Annotated in this window: 20 protein-coding genes; 14 read left to right on the forward strand and 6 right to left on the reverse strand. The window is 74.0% G+C overall.

Features of this window, described 5'->3' with window-relative positions; genetic code table 11:
* The coding region (locus tag ACFRAR_RS26710; protein ID WP_380700738.1) for an acyl-CoA dehydrogenase family protein at nucleotides 1–588 on the forward strand (588 nt) is incomplete at its 5' end.
* Between the two features lie 80 nt (nucleotides 589–668).
* Entirely contained in the window at nucleotides 669–1,148 is a 480-nt protein-coding gene (locus ACFRAR_RS26715; RefSeq protein WP_380700739.1) for a GNAT family N-acetyltransferase, read from the forward strand.
* Here the strand turns inward: ACFRAR_RS26715 and ACFRAR_RS26720 are convergent.
* On the reverse strand, nucleotides 1,141–1,737 hold the full coding sequence (locus ACFRAR_RS26720) for an NAD(P)H-dependent oxidoreductase (protein ID WP_380700740.1): 597 nt from the start codon (nucleotides 1,735–1,737) through the stop codon (nucleotides 1,141–1,143). The two genes, ACFRAR_RS26715 and ACFRAR_RS26720, sit on opposite strands and share 8 nt — an antisense overlap.
* Nucleotides 1,738–1,808: 71 nt before the next feature.
* On the opposite strand from ACFRAR_RS26720, the gene ACFRAR_RS26725 reads away from it, so the two are divergent.
* The 3 genes from ACFRAR_RS26725 (at nucleotide 1,809) to ACFRAR_RS26735 (ending at nucleotide 3,875) form a co-directional block, all read left to right on the forward strand.
* The gene (locus tag ACFRAR_RS26725) at nucleotides 1,809–2,462 is read left to right on the forward strand and encodes a class I SAM-dependent methyltransferase (protein ID WP_380700741.1); all 654 of its coding nucleotides are present in this window, start codon (nucleotides 1,809–1,811) and stop codon (nucleotides 2,460–2,462) included.
* A 66-nt stretch (nucleotides 2,463–2,528) separates the two neighbouring features.
* A complete protein-coding gene (locus ACFRAR_RS26730) occupies nucleotides 2,529–3,032 on the forward strand; it encodes a peptidylprolyl isomerase (RefSeq protein ID WP_380700742.1) in 504 nt (167 codons plus the stop codon).
* Between the two features lie 270 nt (nucleotides 3,033–3,302).
* Nucleotides 3,303–3,875 carry a hypothetical protein gene (locus tag ACFRAR_RS26735; RefSeq protein WP_380700743.1) on the forward strand — a complete coding sequence of 191 codons (573 nt, stop codon included), beginning with the start codon at nucleotides 3,303–3,305 and terminating at the stop codon, nucleotides 3,873–3,875.
* On the opposite strand, the gene ACFRAR_RS26740 is transcribed toward ACFRAR_RS26735, so the two are convergent.
* Together ACFRAR_RS26740 and ACFRAR_RS26745 are read right to left on the reverse strand one after the other, a co-directional pair.
* Nucleotides 3,872–4,345, reverse strand: a complete 474-nt coding sequence (locus ACFRAR_RS26740) for a hypothetical protein (protein WP_380700744.1) — start codon at nucleotides 4,343–4,345, stop codon at nucleotides 3,872–3,874. The genes ACFRAR_RS26735 and ACFRAR_RS26740 overlap by 4 nt on opposite strands.
* Nucleotides 4,346–4,385: 40 nt before the next feature.
* Complete coding sequence (locus ACFRAR_RS26745) at nucleotides 4,386–5,354, reverse strand: LCP family protein (RefSeq protein WP_380700745.1); 969 nt, start codon at nucleotides 5,352–5,354, stop codon at nucleotides 4,386–4,388.
* Nucleotides 5,355–6,099: 745 nt separating this feature from the next.
* On the opposite strand from ACFRAR_RS26745, the gene ssuE reads away from it, so the two are divergent.
* The 5 genes from ssuE (at nucleotide 6,100) to ACFRAR_RS26770 (ending at nucleotide 13,634) form a co-directional block, all read left to right on the forward strand.
* Nucleotides 6,100–6,654 carry an NADPH-dependent FMN reductase gene (ssuE, locus tag ACFRAR_RS26750; protein ID WP_380700746.1) on the forward strand — a complete coding sequence of 185 codons (555 nt, stop codon included), beginning with the start codon at nucleotides 6,100–6,102 and terminating at the stop codon, nucleotides 6,652–6,654.
* Nucleotides 6,655–6,883: 229 nt separating this feature from the next.
* Nucleotides 6,884–7,666 (forward strand): ABC transporter ATP-binding protein, encoded by a 783-nt coding sequence (locus ACFRAR_RS26755; RefSeq protein ID WP_380700747.1) that lies wholly within the window; start codon nucleotides 6,884–6,886, stop codon nucleotides 7,664–7,666.
* Nucleotides 7,667–7,685: 19 nt separating this feature from the next.
* Nucleotides 7,686–10,256, forward strand: a complete 2,571-nt coding sequence (locus ACFRAR_RS26760) for an ABC transporter permease (RefSeq protein WP_380700748.1) — start codon at nucleotides 7,686–7,688, stop codon at nucleotides 10,254–10,256.
* Between the two features lie 185 nt (nucleotides 10,257–10,441).
* Nucleotides 10,442–12,433, forward strand: a complete 1,992-nt coding sequence (locus ACFRAR_RS26765; RefSeq protein ID WP_380700749.1) for a hypothetical protein — start codon at nucleotides 10,442–10,444, stop codon at nucleotides 12,431–12,433.
* A 160-nt stretch (nucleotides 12,434–12,593) separates the two neighbouring features.
* A complete protein-coding gene (locus ACFRAR_RS26770) occupies nucleotides 12,594–13,634 on the forward strand; it encodes a glycosyltransferase family 2 protein (RefSeq protein WP_380700750.1) in 1,041 nt (346 codons plus the stop codon).
* A 137-nt stretch (nucleotides 13,635–13,771) separates the two neighbouring features.
* Here the strand turns inward: ACFRAR_RS26770 and ACFRAR_RS26775 are convergent, their stop codons facing one another.
* The 3 genes from ACFRAR_RS26775 to ACFRAR_RS26785 form a co-directional block, all read right to left on the reverse strand.
* Nucleotides 13,772–15,388: an LCP family protein gene (locus tag ACFRAR_RS26775; RefSeq protein WP_380700751.1), complete on the reverse strand. Its 1,617-nt coding sequence runs from the start codon at nucleotides 15,386–15,388 to the stop codon at nucleotides 13,772–13,774.
* A gap of 215 nt (nucleotides 15,389–15,603) precedes the next feature.
* The gene (locus ACFRAR_RS26780) at nucleotides 15,604–16,893 is read right to left on the reverse strand and encodes an LCP family protein (RefSeq protein WP_380700752.1); all 1,290 of its coding nucleotides are present in this window, start codon (nucleotides 16,891–16,893) and stop codon (nucleotides 15,604–15,606) included.
* A gap of 36 nt (nucleotides 16,894–16,929) precedes the next feature.
* The gene (locus ACFRAR_RS26785) at nucleotides 16,930–17,721 is read right to left on the reverse strand and encodes a TIGR03089 family protein (protein WP_380700753.1); all 792 of its coding nucleotides are present in this window, start codon (nucleotides 17,719–17,721) and stop codon (nucleotides 16,930–16,932) included.
* 112 nt (nucleotides 17,722–17,833) lie between these two features.
* On the opposite strand from ACFRAR_RS26785, the gene ACFRAR_RS26790 reads away from it, so the two are divergent.
* The 4 genes from ACFRAR_RS26790 (at nucleotide 17,834) to ACFRAR_RS26805 (ending at nucleotide 20,785) form a co-directional block, all read left to right on the forward strand.
* Nucleotides 17,834–19,084, forward strand: a complete 1,251-nt coding sequence (locus ACFRAR_RS26790) for a peptidoglycan recognition protein (RefSeq protein WP_380700754.1) — start codon at nucleotides 17,834–17,836, stop codon at nucleotides 19,082–19,084.
* Nucleotides 19,085–19,287: 203 nt separating this feature from the next.
* Nucleotides 19,288–20,199 (forward strand): DNA-3-methyladenine glycosylase family protein, encoded by a 912-nt coding sequence (locus ACFRAR_RS26795; protein WP_380700755.1) that lies wholly within the window; start codon nucleotides 19,288–19,290, stop codon nucleotides 20,197–20,199.
* A gap of 47 nt (nucleotides 20,200–20,246) precedes the next feature.
* Entirely contained in the window at nucleotides 20,247–20,519 is a 273-nt protein-coding gene (locus tag ACFRAR_RS26800; RefSeq protein ID WP_380700756.1) for a type II toxin-antitoxin system Phd/YefM family antitoxin, read from the forward strand.
* Nucleotides 20,516–20,785: a type II toxin-antitoxin system RelE/ParE family toxin gene (locus ACFRAR_RS26805; RefSeq protein WP_380700757.1), complete on the forward strand. Its 270-nt coding sequence runs from the start codon at nucleotides 20,516–20,518 to the stop codon at nucleotides 20,783–20,785. Before ACFRAR_RS26800 ends, ACFRAR_RS26805 begins: the two co-directional genes overlap by 4 nt.
* The last annotated feature ends 3 nt before the right edge of the window (nucleotides 20,786–20,788 follow it).

Here is a 20,788-nt window from a genome sequence, read left to right on the forward strand (position 1 = left end):
GTGGTGGAGAAGGGCGACGAGGGGGTGTCGTTCGGTGCGCCGGAGAGGAAGCTGGGGATCAAGGGGTCGCCGACGCGTGAGGTGTACTTCGACAATGTGCGGATTCCGGCGGACCGGATGATCGGTGCGGAGGGGACGGGGTTCGCGACGGCGATGCGGACGCTGGACCACACGCGGGTGACGATCGCGGCGCAGGCGGTGGGGATCGCGCAGGGGGCGCTGGACTACGCGAAGGGGTATGTGAAGGAGCGCCGGCAGTTCGGGAAGGCGATCGCGGAGTTCCAGGGTGTGCAGTTCATGCTGGCGGACATGGCGATGAAGCTGGAGGCGGCGCGGCAGCTGACGTACGCGGCGGCGGCGAGGTCGCAGCGTGGGGACGGGGATCTGACGTTCTTCGGGGCGGCGGCGAAGTGTTACGCGTCGGACGCGGCGATGGAGATCACGACGGACGCGGTGCAGTTGCTGGGCGGGTACGGGTACACGCGGGACTATCCGGTGGAGCGGATGATGCGGGACGCGAAGATCACGCAGATCTACGAGGGGACCAACCAGGTGCAGCGGATCGTGATGGCCCGCAACCTCCCGTAACCCCTCGGCCGACGAGCGCCCCGCCGACCTGCGGGAAAACCACGCGACGGCGGGCGGCCGCACTCCCTAGGCTGCCCGCCATGTCATCCGCGCTCGGCCTGGCCGTGATCACCCCCGAGAACATCGACGCGGCCCTCGCCCTGCGGGTCCGCCCCGACCAGGAGCACCTGGTCGCGCCGGTGGCGACGTCGCTGGCCGAGGCCTACGCGTACGGCGAGGCCGCCTGGCCCCGGCTGATCCTGGACGGCGATCGGCCGGTCGGCTTCGTGATGGCCTTCTTCGACCTCACCTTCTACCCCGACCGCCCCGGCGACCTCCCCCGCTCGGGCCTGTGGCGGCTGCTGATCGACGCCGAGCGGCAGCGCGGCGGCTACGGCCGCTTCGCCGTCGAGCGGGTCTGCGCCGAGATCCGCCGCCGGGGCGGCGGCAGCGCCACCGTCACCTACCACCCGGGCCCGGACGGCCCGGCGGGGTTCTACGCCGGCCTCGGCTTCCGCCCGACCGGCGAGACCAGCGGCGGCCAGACCGTGGCGGCGCTGGAGCTGCCGCCGCTCAGCTGATCAGCGCGGCCGCCTGTTCCCGCGCCTGCCGCAGCCACCGCACGCGATCGGCGTCGGGGGAGTCGGTGACGGTGCGGAACACCGTCCGCCGCACGTCGGTGACCCCGACGTACGGCAGCACGCAGGCCGCCCAGATCCGCTCCAGCGGGTCGCCGAACTCCTCGTGCTCCCGGGCCTCGGGGGTGTCCGAGGTGTTCAGCACCAGTGCCCGCCCGGCCCGCAGCAGCCCGACCGGCTCGCCGTCGGCCGTGCCGAGCTTGTACGCGACGCCGGGGACCAGCACCCGCTGCACCCAACCGGTGAGCACCGCGGGCGGCATGCCCCACCAGTTGGGGTGGACCAGCACCAGGGCGTCCAGGGTGGCCACCTCGGCCCGGTGCAGGGCCAGCTGCGGATCGACGGGCCGCTCGGCCGCGGCCACCGTCCCGGTCTCCTCGGCGGTCAGCAGCGGCGCGAAGCCGTCCGCGTAGAGGTCGTGGGCGCGCACCTCGCAGCCGCGCCCGCGCAGTTCGTCCACCACCGCCTCGTACAGCGCGTGGTTGAAGCTGTCCGGCCGCGGATGCGCCAGGTATACCCCGATCCTGCTCATCTTCCCTCCCCCTCGGGCTGGTTGGCGTGATCGATGCTACGGGGGACGCGAGCCCGATAGGGTCCCGGACCATGACCGAGCCGGACTTCCTCACCGAGACCAGGGCGTTCTACGACGCCGTCGCGACCGAGTACGCCGGCATGTTCCGGGACGCGCTGAGCCGGATGCCGGTGGACCGGGCGATGCTGGCGCTCTTCGCCGACCTGGTCCGCGCCGAGCGGCCGGACGCCAGGACGGCCGAGGTCGGCTGCGGTCCGGGCCGGATGACCGGCCCGCTGCACCGGCTCGGCGTGGACGTGCACGGGATCGACCTCTCGCCGCGGATGGTCGAGCTGGCCCGGCAGGCCCACCCGGAGGTGCGGTTCAGCGTCGGCTCGATGTTCGACCTCCCGTTCCGGGACGGGGAGCTGGCCGGCGTGCTGTCCTGGTACTCGATCATCCACACTCCGGCGGAGCGGCTCCCCGAGGTGTTCGCCGAGTTCGCCCGGGTGCTGGCCCCCGGCGGCCACCTGATGCTCGCCTTCCAGGTCGGCGAACGGCCCTCGCGCCAGGAGCGGCCCTTCGGCCACCCGGTGTCGCTGGACTTCCGCCGGCTGCGGCCGGAGCGGGTCGAGGAACTGCTCCGGACGGCGGGTCTGCCGGTCACCTCGCGTACGGTCCGCGAGCCGGAAGGGGCGGAGCCGACGCCGCAGGCCTATCTGCTGGCCCGCAAGCCCCCGGCCTGACGGCGCCGGGCGGCCTCCGCGCGGGGGCGGCGCGCGTGGGAACGGCAGTCGTGCCATGATCCCTGCATGTCTTCCAACGTTTTCTTCGACATCACGATCAACGACGAGCCGGCCGGCCGGATCGTCTTCAAGCTGTTCGACGAGGTCGTTCCGCAGACCGCCCGCAACTTCCGCGAGCTGGCCACCGGCCAGAACGGCTTCGGCTACGAGGGCTCCGGCTTCCACCGCGTGATCCCGGCCTTCATGCTCCAGGGCGGTGACTTCACCAACCACAACGGCACCGGCGGCAAGAGCATCTACGGCGCGAAGTTCGCGGACGAGAACTTCACCCTCAAGCACGACCGCCCGGGCCTGCTGTCGATGGCCAACGCCGGCCGCAACACCAACGGCTCGCAGTTCTTCATCACCACCATCGTCACCGACTGGCTGGACGGCAAGCACGTCGTCTTCGGCGAGGTCGTCGAGGGCCTGGACCTGGTCAAGAAGATCGAGTCGCTCGGCTCGCAGAGCGGCCGCACCTCGGCCAAGGTCACCATCGCCAAGTCCGGCGTGGTCGACGCGGGCCAGTAAGCGCCGCGGCCACCTTGCACTCACCGCCCCGGAGCGGGACGTCGGAGCTTCCGGCCTCCCGCTCCGGGGCGGTTTCGCGTCCGGACGGCGGGAGCGGCGGACGTGCGGCGGACGTGCGGCGGACGTGCGGCGGGCAGGGTAGCCCGGAGCGGGGCGGTCCGGGGCCGGAACCGGGCAATCGCGCGGCCCGGTGTGGCCCAGGCCATACGCTCGACTCGGACGCGGTCCCAGCCGCGGCCGAACTCGACTCTGCGGCAAGGTGGTTGACCGATGATGGAGCAGGGCGCCGACGACGGCGAGGTGACCTACGAACAGGTGACGGTGGTCTCGCTGGCCGGCTGTGAACCGGTCGGCCCGGCGCGGTTCGCCGTCCGGGTCGCCCGTGAGGGCATGACCGTCAAGCGGGTGGCGGGCTACTGGGTGCGCTGGGACGAGCGGTGGGGCGCGGACGAGGTCCGCCACCACGCCCGCTGGGTCGCGGACGAGGAGTACGTGCGGCCGGACACCGGCAGCCTGGACGGCGCCCTCGCGGTGATGGTCGCCGCGTACTGGACGGATCCGGCGGGCGCCTTCCCGCGCCGCCCGAGCACCGAGACCGTCGTGACCTTCCGCCCCGGCGAGACCGGGCACGAACTGGTGCTGGAGCAGCCCGCCCCGACCGGGCCGGCCGCCGCCCACCGCCCGGCCTCGGTGTCGGTGCAGCTGACCCACGCCCGGTGGCTGAGCGGCGTCCGGCAGCCGATCCACTACGGCTTCTCGGGCGCCACCGAGGAGGCCGGTGGCGAGGGGGAGTGGCTGGTCCGCTTCCCGGAGTGCGGCACCGGCCTGCTGCCCTACGTTTAGGGCCGGGCCGGCACCGGCGAGGAAGCCCCCCAGTCGCCCGCCCGCGTCCCGACCCTGCGTGCCGGCACGCCGGCCCAGATCTCCCCGGGCCCGGTCGAGCGGGTGAGCACCGCGTTGGCCCCGACGACGGTGCCCGCGCCGACGGTCAGCACACCCTCCTTGCACACCACCTTGGCGCCCGCGCACAGCACCGCGCCGTCCCCGACCACCACCCGCCGCATCGCGCTCTCCTCCTGCGGCACCCACGGGTCGGCCCGGCCGATGGTCACGCCGTTGTAGAGCGTCACGCCGGCGCCGAGGGTGGTGTACGGGTGCAGCACGGTGCCGAAGCCGCGGTGGAAGACGAGCAGCCCGGGCCCGATCTCGCAGGCGGCGGGCACCTCCATCCCGTAGAGCGCGAGCGCCTCCTGGACCAGGCGGCCCAGGAGGCGGTGGCGGCGGTGGCGGATCAGCGCGGTGACGAGTGACATCCACCCATTGTGGCGGCCCGGTCACCCTGGGTGGGGCCGGTTACTTGAACTCCGGCACCGCGGTGTCGTTCTTGAAGGCGTCGAAGAGCTGCTTGGACTTGTTGGTGTCCCACAGCACGGCGGACTCGCCGGTCTTGGTGCGGTAGTCCGGGTTGCCGATCGGCACGGTCAGTGACTTGCCGCTGCCGCCGTTGACGTCCTTCATGGCGAGGAAGAACGAGCCGAGGTCGGTCAGCCCGCAGTCCTCGTCGACGATCAGGGTGCCGAGCGCGGAGTCGACCAGCGGGTAGAAGGTGAAAGGGTTCAGCAGGTTGCCGGGGGAGGCGGCCTGGTGGGCCAGGGCGCCGAGGAACTTCTGCTGGTTGCGCATTCGGCCGAGGTCCTGGTCGGCCATCTGGTGGCGCTGGCGGACGAAGGCCAGGGCCTGCTTGCCGGTGAGGGTCTGGTCGCCCGCCTTGAGGTCGAGCCCGGAGTCCTTGTCCTTGACGTCCTGGTCGATGTGCATCTCGACGCCGCCGATCGAGTCGACGACGCCGACGAAGCCGCCGAAGCCGATCTCGGCGTAGTGGTCGATCCGGATGCCGGTGTTCTGCTCGACGGTCTGGACCAGCAGCCGGCCGCCGCCGTTGCCGAAGGCGGAGTTGATCTTCGCGGTGGTGCCCTTGACCGGCTTGCCGTTGCCGCCCGGGTGCTCGGGGATCGGCACCCAGGAGTCGCGCGGGATGCTCATCAGGGTGTTCCCGTTCTCCCCGACGTGCAGGATCATCATCGAGTCGCTGCGCTTGCCCTCGGTGTCGTGCCCGGTGTGCAGGTCGTCCTGCTCGGTGTCGGTGAGGCCCTGGCGGCTGTCGGAGCCGACGATCAGCCAGTTGGTGCCCTTGCCCGCGGCCGGGCGGCCGGGGTAGTCGGCGAGCACGTCCTCGTGGTTGAGCTTGGAGTCCGCCCAGAACCAGGTGGAGACGGCGGTCACCATGACGGCGATCAGCACACCGAAGACCGACCACTTCACGATCCGTCCGCGCGGCCAGCGCCGGGCCTGGGCTCCGCCGGAACGGGCGGCGCTTCCGGAACCACCAGGACTGCCCGGGCCACCCGGACCGCCAGGACCGCCAGGACGGCCGGGACCCCCGGGGCCACCCGGGCCCCCGGGGCGTCCCGGGCCACCGGGCCGTGCGCCGGGCCCCTGCGGCGGGACGCCGCCGGAGCGGGACGCCCCGGGACGCCCCGGCTGCCGCGGCGCGGGCGCCCCCGGCCCGCGCGGGTTCAGCGAGGCCGGCAGCGGCCGCTCGGCCGAGCCGCCTCCACCACCGCCGCCGTACGGGTTCCCGCCGCCCCCCGGGCGGCCCTCCTGCCACGTGTTCATGCCGACGAGGATGCCCGACCCCGGCCGGGCTGACTCCCCCCGGGGTGCCCACCGGGCCTCTTGTAGCAGTTTTGATGCACGTACCGGATCGTTCCGCCGTAACGTCCGGACACCCGGCGTTCCACCTGCTGAAACGTTTCTTGACCAGCTCGAACGCGGCGTGTTTGCATTCCGGACATGGACCAGCGTTGGGCACTCACGCGTCGGCGGCACGTCGACCTGCGGCGTGGTGTGGCCTGCTCGCTCTGTCGCGGCTGACACACGCCCGTCGAATCCCCGCACGTCCGCCGGCCCGGGCCCAGCTCCCGCGCACCACGCCCGGCACCGGCCCCCCGCGACGCCTCTCCCGGTGCCGCGTCGAGCCGCCCCGCTTCCAGCCAGAGGTGAACCCATGGCCGTCGTCCTGTCCGTTTCCGGCTCCCCGTCCGCGACCTCCCGCACCACCCGCCTGCTGCGCCACGTCGACGCGCGGCTCGCGGAGCGCGGCCACCACGTCGTCCCCTTCGAGGCCCGCAGCCTGCCCGCGCACGCGCTGCTGTCGGGCGACTTCGGCCACCCCGAGATCGTCGCCCTCACCGAGCTGTTCGACCGCGCCGACGGCGTGGTCATCGGCACCCCCGTCTACAAGGCCGCCTACTCGGGCCTGCTGAAGGCCCTGCTCGACGTGCTTCCGCAGTACGCGCTGGCCGGCAAGGCCGTCCTGCCGCTCGCCACCGGCGGCTCGCCCGCCCACGTCCTCGCGGTGGACTACGCGCTGCGCCCGGTGCTCAGCTCGATGGGCGCCGGCCACATCACCCAGGGCTGGTTCGTGCTCGACCGCCACATCACCGCCCGGGAGGACGGGACGACCCTGGTGGAGAGCGAGACCGAGGCCGCGCTGGACCCGGTCGTGGCGGGCTTCGCCACCGCCCTGGAGCGGCTGGCGACGCCCGCGCTCGCGAGCTGACGCACCGTCGCCGCGGGCCCGTACGGGGCGTCCCCGAGACGGGCCGCGGCGACCCCTAGGGGGAGGCGCGCCGCGCCCCGTAGAACCTTGGTTGGGAGGCTTCATTCCGGCGGATGACGAGCCGTCCGCCCGCCGCTCCTAACGTGGTTCACACATCCCCACCCGCCAGGAAGCGGCCCGGTCGTGACACCGGGGCCAACGGGTGAGCGAACCTTCCCTAGGAGACCCAGTGGCGACGGCAGTCGTGCATGACCCCCAGCTTCCCGGCGGAGCGTCCACCGTCGCCGCGTCGGCCCGTCAGGTGACCAAGGCGTACGGCTCGGGCGAGACCAGGGTCACCGCGCTGAACGCGGTCGACGTCGACATCCAGCGCGGCCGGTTCACCGCGATCATGGGCCCCTCGGGCTCCGGCAAGTCCACCCTGATGCACTGCCTGGCGGGCCTGGACACCGTCACCGCCGGGCGGATCTGGATCGGCGACGCCGAGGTCACCGGCCTCAAGGACAAGCAGCTCACCAGACTCCGGCGGGACAAGATCGGTTTCATCTTCCAGGCGTTCAACCTGCTCCCGACCCTGAACGCGCTGGAGAACATCACGCTCCCGATGGACATCGCCGGGCGCCGGCCCGACGAGGCCTGGCTGGCCCAGGTGGTGGAGACCGTCGGCCTGTCCGACCGGCTCAGGCACCGCCCCACCCAGCTCTCCGGCGGCCAGCAGCAGCGCGTCGCGGTGGCCCGGGCCCTGGCCGCCCGCCCCGAGATCATCTTCGGCGACGAGCCCACCGGGAACCTGGACTCCCGGTCCGGCGCCGAGGTGCTGACCTTCCTGCGCCGCTCGGTGGACGAGCTGGGCCAGACCATCGTGATGGTCACCCACGATCCGGTCGCCGCCGGCTACGCGGACCGCGTGCTCTTCCTCGCCGACGGCGTGATCGTCGACGAGATGTACGCGCCCACCGCCGACTCCGTCCTCGAGCGCATGCGCCGCTTCGACGGCAAGCGCACCAGCTGAGCGACGGGACGACACCACGATGCTGCTCAAGACCTCCCTGCGGAGCTTCTTCGCCCACAAGGGCCGGATGGCGCTCTCCCTCATCGCCGTCGTGCTCTCGGTGGCCTTCGTGTCGGGGACCCTGGTGTTCTCCGGGACCGCCACCGGCACCTTCGACAAGCTCTTCGCCGCCACCGCCTCCGACGTCTCGGTCCAGCCGCCCAAGCCGGCCGAGGACGAGATGCAGCAGGCCGCCGTCAAGCCGCCGACCGTCCCGGTCGCGCTGGAACAGCAGGTCGCCGCGCTGCCCGGGGTGCGGACCGCGGTCGGCCAGGTCCTGGTCGAGAACGCCGTCCTGATCAACCCGGCCACCAACAAACTGGTCGGCCCGACCACCGGCGCACCCACCATGGCCGGCAACTGGACCGGGGCCCCGAACAGCCCGGTGAAGATCACCTCCGGCCACGCCCCGCAGGGCCCGACCGAACTGGTGCTGGACGCGGACACCGCGAAGAAGGCCAAGCTCGGCACGGGTGACCGGATCCGGGTCGAGAACGCCGCCGGCAAGCACGACTTCACCATCGTCGGCATCGCCACCTTCACCACCACCAACCCGGGTGCGGCGCTGGCCTTCCTGGACACCCCGACCGCCCAGCAGGTGCTGCTCGGCGAGCGGGCCTTCAGCTCCGTCGCGGCGTACGGCGACGGCAGCCGCAGCAACGACCAGCTCAAGGCGGACGCGCTGGCCAAGCTCGGCAACGGCTACCGGATCAAGACGGCGGCCGAGCAACAGGCCGACAGCACCGAGCAGTTCGGCACCGGCCTCGACTTCATGAAGTACGCGATGCTCGGCTTCGCCTTCGTGTCGGCGATCGTCGGCGCCTTCCTGATCGTCAACACCTTCTCGATGCTGGTCGCCCAGCGCACCCGTGAGATCGGCCTGCTGCGCGCCATCGGCGGCAGCCGGCGGCAGGTCAACCAGTCGGTGCTGGTCGAGGCGCTGATCCTGGGCGTGCTCGGCTCGACCCTCGGGATCGCGGCCGGCCTGGGCGTCGCGGTCGGCCTGATCAAGCTGATGAACGCGATCGGCATGGGCCTCAAGGCGGCCGACCTGAAGATCGGGCCGGACGTCTTCGTGGCCGGGTACGCGCTCGGCATCGTGGTCACGCTGGTCGCCGCCTGGTTCCCGGCCCGCCGGGCGAGCCGGATCTCGCCGATGGCCGCGCTGCGCGACCACGGCACCCCGGCCGAGACCCGTGCCAACGTGATCCGTACGGTCGCGGGCCTGCTGCTGACGGCGGGCGGCGGCGCGCTGCTGGTGCTCGGCGCGGGGGCGGAGAAGGCGGCCACCGGCGGCCGGTACCTGGGCCTGGGCGTGGTGCTCACCCTGGTCGGCTTCGTGGTGCTCGGCCCGCTGCTGGCCTCGGCCGTGGTCCGGGTGCTCGGCGCGCTGCTGCCGGCGCTGTTCGGTCCGTCCGGCAAGCTGGCCCAGCGCAACGCGATGCGCAATCCGCGCCGCACCGGCGCCACCGCGGCCGCGCTGATGATCGGCCTGGCGCTGGTGATCGCCTCCGCGGTGTTCAGCTCCTCGGCCGTCAGCTCGACCAGCGCGCAGATCGACAAGTCCGTGGGCGTGGACTACATCATCTCCGGCGGCCGCACCGCGGCCACCCCCGAGATGCTGGACGCGGTCCGGAGGACCCCGGGCATCGACCACGTCACCATCCAGCGGTTCTTCGACGGCGCGAAGGTCCGGTCGGCGGACGGGCAGCAGGCCAAGACCCAGCTGACCGCGGTGCCGCCGACCTTCTTCGGCAGCGACTTCCGGCCGACCGTCGACGCCGGCGCGGTGGACTCCGTCCAGCACGGCTCGCTGGGCATCGGCGCGGCCTTCGCCAAGGACCACAACCTGAAGGTCGGCGACCGGGTCACCGTCGAGTACGGTCAGGGCCGCACCCAGGAGCTGCCCGTCGGCGCGGTCTTCGGCAAGGGCGAACTGTTCGGTGACGGCGCCTTCGTGGCCATGGACACCATGGAGAAGGCCGTCCCGGCCGCCGAGCAGCCGCCGGTGTGGACCTTCTTCGCCAAGGCTTCGGCCGGCGCCGACGCCGACCGGACGCTGACCGCGCTGGAGGACGGGCTGAAGGAGTACCCGCAGCTCACCATCAAGGACAAGGCCGGCTACAAGGAGCTCGTCCAGTCCCAGATCAACACCCTGCTGTACCTGATCTACGGGCTGGTCGCCCTGTCCATCACGGTCGCGGTGCTCGGCGTGGTCAACACCCTGGCGCTGTCGGTGGTCGAGCGCACCCGCGAGATCGGCCTGCTGCGGGCGATCGGGCTCTCCCGCCGCCAGCTGCGCCGGATGATCCGGCTGGAGTCCGTGGTGATCGCGGTGTTCGGCGCCGTCCTCGGCACCGGGCTGGGCCTCGGCTGGGGCGTCACCGCCCAGCGGGTGCTGCGGGACCAGGGCCTCGGGACGCTCTCCGTCCCGACCACCACGGTCGCGATCACGCTGGTCTCCTCGGTGGTGATCGGTCTGCTCGCGGCCCTCGTCCCGGCCTTCCGGGCCGGACGGATGAACGTCCTCGCGGCCATCGCGACGGACTGACCCGGCGTCGGGGGGCGCCGGGTCCGGAACACGGGGGAGGCGGGGGTCGGGTGCGCACAGCGCCCGGCCCCCGCGCCGTGCGCGCTCCCGTTTCCGGCGCGCCCCCGTTCCCTTCCCGGAGCGCCCCCCGTCCGTGAACTCCCCGGGGGTGCGGACGGTTTCCGGGGTGCTGAGATGATCGTCCGATGTTCCCCTCGGACGGTCCGCCGCTGCCCACCGCCGCGCCCCTCACCACCGCGTCCGCCGCCCGCTGGCGCGCCGCCCGCACCCTCTGGCGGCTGGACAGCCGCTGGCTCGCGCTGGTGCCGGTCGCCTTCGTGGCCCTGGCGGGTTCGGTGGAGCCGGACACGCTCCAGTGCAACGCCCAGGGCATCTGCCGGGATCCCTGGGGCTCGGCACTGGCCGGCTGGACGGTGCCGGCCGAGGTGATCCTGCTGGCCGGTCGGGCCCGGATCCGGGTGCTGGTCCCGCCGGTCGTCCTGGCGCTGCTCTGGTACCTCCCGGACGGCCTGGTCACCCCGCTCGGCCGCTGGTCGGCGGTCCTGGTCCACCTGCTGCTCACCGCCGTCCTGCTCGGAGCCGAGGCCGGCCGCCGCCGCGCCCGCCAGCAGCTGGACGAGCTGATGGCCCCGCCCGTCCCCTACCCCTGGACGGCCGCCGGCGCGCCCTCGCCCGTCCTCCCGGACCGCCCGCCCGCGCTGCGCCGTGTCCTCGGCGTCCTGCTGCTCACGGCCGCCGTGGCCTTCCCGGCGTACGGCCTCTGGGCGAAGGCCCACGCGGACACCGCCGCCGAGCAGGCCACCCGGGTGACCGGCACCGCGGGCGAGAGCGACGGGGACGGCGCGCTGACCGTCCGCTTCCAGCAGCCGGGCGGCGGCCCCGAACGCACCGCCGCCCTGGACGTCTGGTGGCAGCGCCGGCCACAGCCCGGAGAACCCGTGCCGCTGCTGGTGGACGACGACTCGGTGCGCGCCCTGGGCGACGACTACGACATCACCGGCCAGCTGGTCATGGGCGGCCTGATAGCCCTGCCCGGCCTGCTGCTGCTCGGCTCCGCCGCCGTCGCGAGCACCCGCCGGGCCAGGCCCGCCTTCGTCGGCGCCGCCCCCGCGCTCGCCGTCCGGGTGCGCGCCGACGCCCAGGGCGACCTGCTGGTCCTGCCGCTGGACGGCCCGCCGGACGGCCCCGGGCTCTGGCGCCTGGTCGAGCGCGACCGCTACCGCTGGGCCCGCCACGCCGCCCCCGACGGCGAGGGCTCGGCCTGGGTGCCCGAGCCCCTGACCACCGAGGACCAGGACGCCGACTACCCCGACCCGGTGGTCGACCACGACGAGGAAGAGGAGGAGTACGCGGAGCTGTTCGACCGCGCGACGCCCGCCGAGGCCGCCGAGTGGCTGTCCCGGGCCGGCCGCACCGTGCCCGCGGTGCTGTACGGCGGCCCGGACGGCACCGACCGCCAGCTCCTGGTCCGCCCCGGCGTGCTGGACGGCGACCCGCGCTGGGTGGCGGCCGTGGTCGCCCCCGCCGCCCGGGCCCCGCGGCTGGGCCGGCGCTCCGGCCGCTACCGCGAGGACGAACTGGCCGTCGCCTCGCTCACCGCCGAGGCGGTCGCCGCCGCCCCGGCGGAAGGCCCCGACACCGAACCGCTGGCCGCCGGCCGCTGGGAGATGCCGCTGCCGCTGCGGGTCGCGGCCGGACCGGTGACGGCACTGCTGGCCGCCGCCGCCGTCGTACTGCTCGACGAACACGGCTGGTGGGGCGGACTGCTGCGCCCCCTGTGGATCGGCTCGCTGGCGATCATCGCCTGCGGCCACACGCTGTCCTGGCAGCTGGTCGTGGACCGCGACGGCCTGCGGATGGCCACCGGGCTGCGCACCCGCACCTTCCGGTGGGCGGACGTCTCGGCGGCCGCGGTGCACCGGAACACGCTCACCGTCCGGCTGCGCGGCGGCCGGGAGTTCTCCCTCCTGAGCCGCCCGGCGCTCTGGCTGGCCGGCGTCTTCGGCGGCCGATACGACCGGGTGGCGCTGGCCCGGACCGTCGCCACCGCCGCCCACCGCCCCGACCTGCGCCCGCGCCAGGTCCTGCCGGACCGGCTGGGCAGCCCCCAGCACCTGGTGAACCTCTGCGCACTGGCCGGATACGCGGTGTTCACCGTCGTCCGTTACGCCCTCTGAATCCACCCCGGTCCGGCACCGGATCCCCACCGCTTCGGAAGGAGCCGCCGGGGTAGTACGGTGTCCTTGATCACAGCGCCGTCGGCGCGCCGCGAGGCGTCCGCGGTGGCCCTGACCGGGACAAGACGGGGACGCGTCCGCACCGGTACGGTTGGCCCCGATGAACACCAAGGCTGCTGAGGAGCTGCCGGCTGTCTCCGTGATCATGCCGGTGCTCAACGAGGAACGTCACCTGCGCACGGCGGTCCGGCGCATCCTGGATCAGGAGTACCCCGGGCCGATCGAGGTGGTGATCGCCCTCGGCCCCTCCACCGACCGCACCGCGGAGATCGCGGCCGAGCTGGTGGCCGAGGACCCGCGGGTGCGGACGGTCCAGAACCCCACCGGCCGGACGCCGGCCGGACTGAACGCCGCGATCCGGGGCTCCCGGCACCCGATAGTCGTGCGGGTGGACGGTCACGGCCTGCTCACCCCCGGCTACATCACCACGGCGGTCCGGCTGCTCGGCGAGATGGAGGCGGCCAACGTCGGCGGCATCATGCACGCCGAGGGCGAGACGGAGTGGGAGAACGCGGTCGCCGCCGCGATGACCTCCAAGATCGGTGTCGGCAACGCGGCCTTCCACACCGGCGGCCTGGCCGGCCCGGCGGACACCGTCTACCTCGGGGTCTTCCGGCGCGAGGTGCTGGAGAGGCTCGGCGGCTACAACGAGGAGTTCATCCGCGCCCAGGACTGGGAGCTGAACTACCGGATCCGCCAGGACGGCGGCCTGGTCTGGTTCACCCCGCAGCTCAAGGTGACGTACCGGCCCCGGCCCTCGATGCGGGCGCTGGCCAAGCAGTACAAGGACTACGGCCGCTGGCGCCGGGTGGTCACCCGCTACCACCGCGGCTCGGTCAACCTGCGCTACCTCGCCCCGCCGGCCGCGCTGGCGGCGGTGGTCCTCGGGCTGGTGCTCGGCGTCGCCGTCCACCCAGCCTTCCTCGCGGTGCCCGGCGCCTACCTGCTGGGCATCGTCGGCGGCGCGTTGGTCGAGGGGCGCGGGCTGTCGGTCAAGGCCAGGGCGTTGCTGCCGGTGGCCCTCGCGACCATGCACCTCAGCTGGGGCTTCGGCTTCCTGACCTCACCGCGCTCGCTGGCCCGGAGAGTGATCGCCAGTGTCGGCCCGTCCTCCAGGGACGTGCTCTCCAGGACCAGCTGATTCGTTTCGCCACCGCCGTGACCGGCGGCGTGCGCGACGGCAGTTGACGGACGGCCAGGGGCGGACGGCAGGTCAGGGGTGGACGGTCGGTCAGGGGTGGGAGCGGTCGTCCGCGGCGACGGGCCGAGCCGGCCCGGCTACTTGGCGCACACGTCGACGTCGTCCCCCTGCACCCGCTGGAGGTCCTCGGGCGCCTCGGTGGGCACCGCCGCGGGGACGGCGAGCACGTCCTTGCCGAGCACCAGCAGCAGCCCGCCCTTCGGATCCGGCTTCGCGGCCGGCCGGACGGCGTCGCCGGGCAGCCCGAGGGCCGCGGCCAGGGCGTTCGCCTGGGCCTCCAGTCCGGCCTGGTAGGTCACCGTGGTGGTCTCGGCGAGCGCCGCGTCGCTGCCCACCGCGGCCCGGTCGAAGCCCTTCGCCCGGAGCTTCTCCACGGTCGGCCCGGACTGCCCGCGCTTGCCGCTGCCGTTGCGCACCGTCAGCTGGGTGTCCTTGGTGGCGACGGCTGCGGCGGCCGCGGCGGTGGCGGCGGGAGTGGCGGCCTCCGGGGCGGCCGGCGCGGCGGTGCCGGTGGCCGGGGCCCCGGCGGCGGGCGCGGGCGCGGTCTCGGTCAGCGAGCGGTCGCCCGCGATCATCGCGAACACCTGCCCGGCGTCCGGCTGTTTGAGCACCAGCCGGCCGTCCTCCTTGGGGTCGTCCAGGACGGGGACGGTGGTGAAGGTGATGTTCTTGGGATCCACCGTGCCGAGGTCCAGCGCGAGGTCCTTGAGCTTGTCCACGCTGCCGATGCCGGAGTCCACGGTGAGCGCCTTGGTGGCGGCGTCCGCGAGCTTGTAGAGCTTGGTCGGGCTGGTCAGGGTGTCGTCGCTCTTGATCTTGCGGATCATCGAGCCGATGAACTGCTGCTGGAGCGGGATCCGGGTCAGGTCGCCGCCCAGGCCGACCGAGTGCCTGGTCCGGACGAAGGCCAGCGCCTCCTCGCCCTGGACCACGTGCCGGCCCTTCGTCATCCTGAGGTGGGAGCCCGAGTCGTTGATGTCCTTGGCCGCGCAGACCTCCACCCCGCCGACGGCGGTGGACAGGGTCTTCACCGCCTCGAAGTTGACCTGCACGAAGTGGTCGACCCGGATGCCGGTGACCTTCTCGACGGTCTTCCAGGTGCAGCCGGCGTCCCGTCCCGCCTGGCCGAGGCTGACGTTGAACTGGTCCCGCGCCGAGCCCGGGACCTTCTTCCCCTGGGCGTTCTGGCACTCCGGGATCGGCACCATCAGGTCGCGCGGGAGGCTGATCACCGTCGCGTTGGACCGGTCCTTGGCGACGTGGAACAGCAGCGTGGTGTCGGCGTGCCCGGCGCTGCCCTCGTCGCCGTACTCGCGGCCGAGTCCCTCCCGGCTGTCGGTGCCGATCACCAGGACGTTCAGCGCCTCCCCGGCGGCCTGGGGGCGCTCGGACTCGTCGCCCAGCTGGACCTTGACGGAGGTGAGGTTGTCGTTGAAGTGCCGGTACAGGTAGTACGCCCCGCCGCAGCCCGCCACCATCACCAGGGCGCCCGCCCCGGCCGTCCACTTGAGCACCCGTTTGCGGCGGTGGCGCCGGGCGAGCGCGGCCGCCCGCCGCCGGCTGTCCCGGCGGCCCTCGGCGGGCGGCTCGGTCTGAGTGCCCGTCCGTGTCCCGGCGGTCCGGCGGCGTTGTCGCGGGACACCGGGGGCCGGGTCCACGCGGTACCGGCCGGTTTCCGGTTGCTCCTCGTGCACGGGTTCCCCAACTGTCGACCGGTCACGGCTCCGGCCCGCCCGTACGGAACGGGCCGATCCGGACACAGTAGACGAGCCGAACGGGGAGGCCGTTCCCGGTGTGATCTCCGCCATGTTCCGGCAAAGCGATGGCAAATACCGTTCGTGGCCGAGCAATTGCGGAACCGTCCGGATCGCTCGGCGCCGTTCCCCCCGGGCGGCCCCGGCCGACCGGCTCAGTGTGCCGCGCAGGCGTCCACGTCGGCGGTCCGTCCCTCGAAGGTGGGCGGGTCGGTCGCCGAGGGTGACGCGCTCGCCGACGCCGCCATCTCGGCGGCCGGATCCACCCCGACGCCCGGCCCCTGGCTCCGGTCCGGCTTCGGGCTCGCGCCCGGGCTCCGGCTCGGGCCGAGGCCCGGACCGGGCGAGGGCACGGACCCGGGCGGCCGGACGGCGACCGGCCGGTCGTCCCGCAGCGCCGCGAACAGCTGACCGGTCTGCGGCTGCACGAACTCGTCCCGGTCCGAGTCGTAGCGGTACGGGCGGCGCGGTGCGGTCAGGAAGACCACGTCCGTCGAGGGGATCCCGCGCAGGTCCTGGGTGAGGTCGTACAGCGCGCCGAGCGAGGACAGCCCGCCGTCCGCCCGGACCGAGGAGGTCGCGGCGTTCAGCACCGGCCACAGCTTCGCCGGGTTCAGCAGCACGTCCTGCGACTGCACCTTGCGGATCAGCGAGGCCAGGAACTGCTGCTGACGGCCCATGCGCTGGGTGTCGCTGCCGTTGCCCAGGGTCTCCCGGACCCGGACGTAGCCGAGCGCCTGCTCGCCGTGCAGGGTCTGCCGGCCGACGGGCAGGTCGAGCCTGGCGTCCTTGTCGTGGATCGGCTGCGGCACGCACACCTCGACCCCGCCGACCGCGTCCACCATCGTCTTGAAGCCGCTGAAGTCGAGGATCACGTAGTGGTCGACCCGGATGCCGCTCAGCTGCTCCACGGCCCGGATCGAGCAGGCCGGGCCGCCCGTCTCGAAGGCCCAGTTGAACTGCATCAGGGCCGGCTTGCTGAGGGTGCCGTCCGGCCTCTCGCAGGCGGGGACGGAAACCATGACGTCGCGCGGGACGGAGACCGCCGTCGCGTGCTTCCGGTCGGCGGCCAGGTGCAGCAGGATCGTGGTGTCCGAGCGCGCGGTGCCCGCCTCGCCGCCGTACGAGCCGTTCGCGCCGGAGCGGTCGTCGCTGCCGATCAGCAGCAGGTTCTCGGCGCCCCGCGCCCCGGCGGTGCGGCTCGGCCGCTCGGCCTCCAGCCGGGCGAGCAGCCGGTCGGTCTCCGAGTCGGTGCGGATGTTGCGGTCCAGCGCGCGGTAGGCGATCCAGAGCAGCGCGCCGGTGGCGACCAGCAGGAACGCGACGGCACCGGCGGTGATCAGCAGCCACCGCCGGCGCCTGCGCGGGCGTCCGGACCCGCTCGGGGGAGCGTCCGTCGGAGGGGTTTCGTCGGTCGGGGGGTGCTCGGTGTCGTCCTCGGCCATGGCAGGGATCCCTACCCGCCGGGCCGCCGTCCGGGGTCAGCCCAGACGCAGTGTCACCCGTTCGGATTCCACCCGCTTCTCCCACTGCTCCGCGTCGAGGCCCTGCGAGTTGCGGCACAGCACCACCGAGGCCCCGGCGGCCAGCGGCGCCAGCAGACCGGCCTCCAGGCCCCTCCAGTCCTCGAACGAGAGGGCGGACAGGACGCGGTCACCGGGCTTCAGGCCCAGCCGGACCGCGCCCTCCCGGGCCAGCGCCACGGTCTGCTCGCCCGTCAGCTTCAGCGGCAGCCCGTCCACCGCCGTCTCCAGCGCCTGCCCGTCCGGGGCGACGGGGGAGTACGGCGCGAAGCGGTCGCCCTGGCCGGGCACCTCGGCGGCGTAGTCGAGGAAGCCGTCCGGGCGCTGCGGGAAGCGGCCGCCGAGCGGGCGCAGGGCGAGCGCGACCCGCTCGCCCTCGCAGGCCTGGGCGGCCTCCAGGCCGTCCGGGCCGCTGACCACCAGGTCGGCGGCGGCCGGGACGCCGCCCGGCACCGCCGTCACCCCGACCGACCAGCAGGCGAGCAGCCACACGGCGCTCTGCCAGTGGGCGGGCAGCAGCAGCGCCGCCCGGTCGCCGGGGCCGGCGTTCAGCTCGTCCTGGAGGAGGTTGGCGGTCTTGGCCACCCAGTTGTCGAAGGTGCGGGCGGACAGCTCCACCCGCTCGCCGGTGGCGTCGTCGTAGAAGGTGACCAGCGGGGCCGCGGGATCGACCGAAGGGGTGCCGCCGCGCAGGAATGCGTGCAGCAGCTCGACGGGGGTGCGGGCATCGGCAGCGAAAGGCGCAGTCATGGTGCGCCCCAGCCTACGGCCTTCGGGCGGGAGGCCGGGAGGTCGGGGAGGGGCGGCCGAACGGGCGCGCGCGGCGTGGCGGGAGGTCCGGACAGCGGCGACGATCCGTTCCATGCGCCTCTCACTTCCGGCCGCCCTGCTGGCCGGCTGCACCGCTGCCCTGCTCCTCCAGCCCGCGGCCACCGCGACCCCCGGGCCGGGTCCGCAGCGCCGTGACTTCGCCGGCGGCGGCTCGACCACCTCGCTCCCGCTGCCCGCCGGGACCGGCCTCGCCCCGCGCGGCACCGAACCGTTCGAACTCCTCGGCCTCGGCTGGGACGGCCCGCCGGACGCGCTCGCCGGCGCGGTGGTCCGGGTCCGCACCCGGAACGCGGCCACCGGCCGCTGGACCGACTGGCACCGGTTGGCGGCCGACACCGAGGACGGCCCCGACCGGGCGACCCGCGGCGCCACCGCCCCGCTGTGGACCGGCCGCAGCGACGGCGTCGCGGTCGAGCTCCGGCCCGGGCCCGCCGGGCCGCCGCCCGGGTTGCGGCTCGACCTGGTCGACCCGGGCCGGGGCGCCGCCCCGGACGCCGCCGCGGTCCGGACCCCGTCCCCGCAGGAGCCCGTCCTGCCTCCGGCCGAGCCGCCCGCCACGCTCACGCCCACGCCACCCGCCACGCCCACGCCACCCACGACACCCACCACGCCCGCGACACCCGCCACGCCGGCCGCACCCACCACGCCGGCCGCACCCACCACGCTCGCCGCGGGCCAGGCGCCGCGCCCGGGGATCGTCACCCGGGCCGGCTGGGGCGCCGACGAATCACTGCGCGCCCAGGACTTCGACTACACCGGGCCGGTCCGCGCGGTCTTCGTCCACCACACCGACACCACCAACGACTACGACTGCTCCGACGCCCCCCGGATGATCCGGGCGATCTACCAGTACCACGTGAAGACCAACGGCTGGCGGGACATCGGCTACAACTTCCTGATCGACCGCTGCGGCACCATCTACGAGGGCCGGGCCGGCGGCGTCGACCAGCCCGTCCACGGCGCCCACACCCTCGGCTTCAACACCGACACCTCCGGCGTCGCCGCGCTCGGCACCTTCGTCGACGACCAGCCGCCCCAGAGCCTCCTCGGCGGCTTCGCCGCCATCGCCGCCTGGAAGCTCGGCCTCACCTCCCAGCCGGCCGACGGCAGCACCGGGCTCACCGTCGGCGCGAGCGGCACCCGCTTCACCAAGGGCGACGTCGTCGACTTCGCCACCATCTCCGGCCACCGCGACGGCGTCAGCACCGAATGCCCCGGCGGCGCCCTCTACGCCCACCTCCCCGACCTCCGCGCGGCGGCGGCCGGCCTCCAGGTCTCCTGATCCCTCCTGCGCTCCGCCCGTCTCCACGAACCCCCCGCCCCCTCCCCGTGCCCCCGTGCCCGGTCGCTCCGTCTCCCCGCGCCCCGTCAGAGGCGCGGGGAGACGTGCGCGGCGGGTCGGCCGGAGGGCCACTCGTCCCCCGGGGACCGTCCGACCCCCCGCGTATCGTTCATATCCGGGGGCCGACACGGGAGGCGACAGCAGTGGAAGCAGTACGGCGCTGGCGGCCGGGCTTCCCGGTGGACGTCGCCCGCACCCTGCTGCCGCTGCGCCGGGGCCCCGCCGACCCCGCCCACCGCGGCACCGCCGACGGCGCCGTCTGGCGCGCCTCCCGCACCCCGGCCGGCATCGGCACCCTGCGGGTGCTGCCGCGGCAGGCCACCGGCGAGGTCGAGGCGAGCGCCTGGGGTCCGGGCGCGGACTGGCTGCTCGACCGCCTCCCCACCCTGCTCGGCGCCGAGGACGCCCCGGAGTCGCTGGTGCTGCCGCCGGGCCCGCTGCGGGACGCCCAGCGCCGCACCGCCGCCGTCCGGCTGGCCAGGACCGGCCTGGTGCTGGAGTCGCTCGTCCCGGCGGTCCTGGAGCAGAAGGTCACCACCGACGAGGCCTACCGCGCCTGGCGCACCCTGCTGCGCGACTTCGGCACCCCGGCGCCGGGCCCGGCCGAGGGCATGCGGGTGGCGCCGTCGGCCCGCGAGTGGGCGATGGTGCCGAGCTGGGAGTGGCACCGGGCGGGCGTGGACCCGAAGCGCTCGGCGACGGTGATGCGCGCGGTCCGGCTGGCGCCGCGCCTGGAGGAGGCCTCGGCGATGGGCCACGAGGAGGCCTTCGCCCGCCTCACCGCCGTCCCGGGCATCGGCGTCTGGACGGCGGCCGAGACCCTGCAGCGCAGCAACGGCGACCCGGACGCGGTCTCGGTCGGGGACTTCCACCTGCCCGACCTGGTCGGCTGGGCGCTGGCCGGCCGCCCCCGCAGCGACGACGACCAGATGCTCGCCCTGCTGGAGCCCTACCGCCCCCACCGCCACCGCGTCTGCCGCCTCCTCCTGGCCTCCGGCGCCCGCGCCCCCCGCTACGGCCCCCGGCTCACCCCCAACGACCACCGCCACCACTGACCGGAAAGCGCCGCGATGTGTACGCATGTGTGTGTACGCTTTTAGTCATGACTGACGCACTGAACATCCGGGAACTGCGCGCGCGCCTGGCCGAGGTGGTCACCCGGGCCGAGGCCGGCGAGATCACCGTGATCACGCGCAAGGGCGAGCGCGTCGGAGCGGTCGTGCCGATCGAGATCCTCGACGCCATAGAGGACGCGGAGGACGAACTCCTGGCGCGCGAGGCGCGCAAGCACCTGGACGAACCGGTCATCACCATGGCCGAGCTGCTGGTGGACCTGTTCGGTTCACCGGAGGACTCCGCCGGGAGCGCTGCGTGAAGTACGCCTTCGGGTTCACTCCGCACGCCCGGCGTCAACTACGAGGGATCGGCCGGCTCGCGGCGATGCGCATCCTCACGGCGCTCACCGCGCTGGGGGATGACCCGTTCGTGGAGGGCCCCGACGTCAAGAAGCTGTCCGGCAACGACGGCCTCTACCGGCTCCGGGTGGGCGACTACCGCGCGGTCTACCAGATCCGTGGTGACGTCCTGCTCATCCTCGTCGTTCACGTCGGCAACCGCCGCGGCGTCTTCCGCGGTCTCTGATCC

The sequence above is a fragment of the Kitasatospora sp. NPDC056651 genome (genome assembly GCF_042792155.1).
Taxonomy (GTDB): domain Bacteria; phylum Actinomycetota; class Actinomycetes; order Streptomycetales; family Streptomycetaceae; genus Kitasatospora.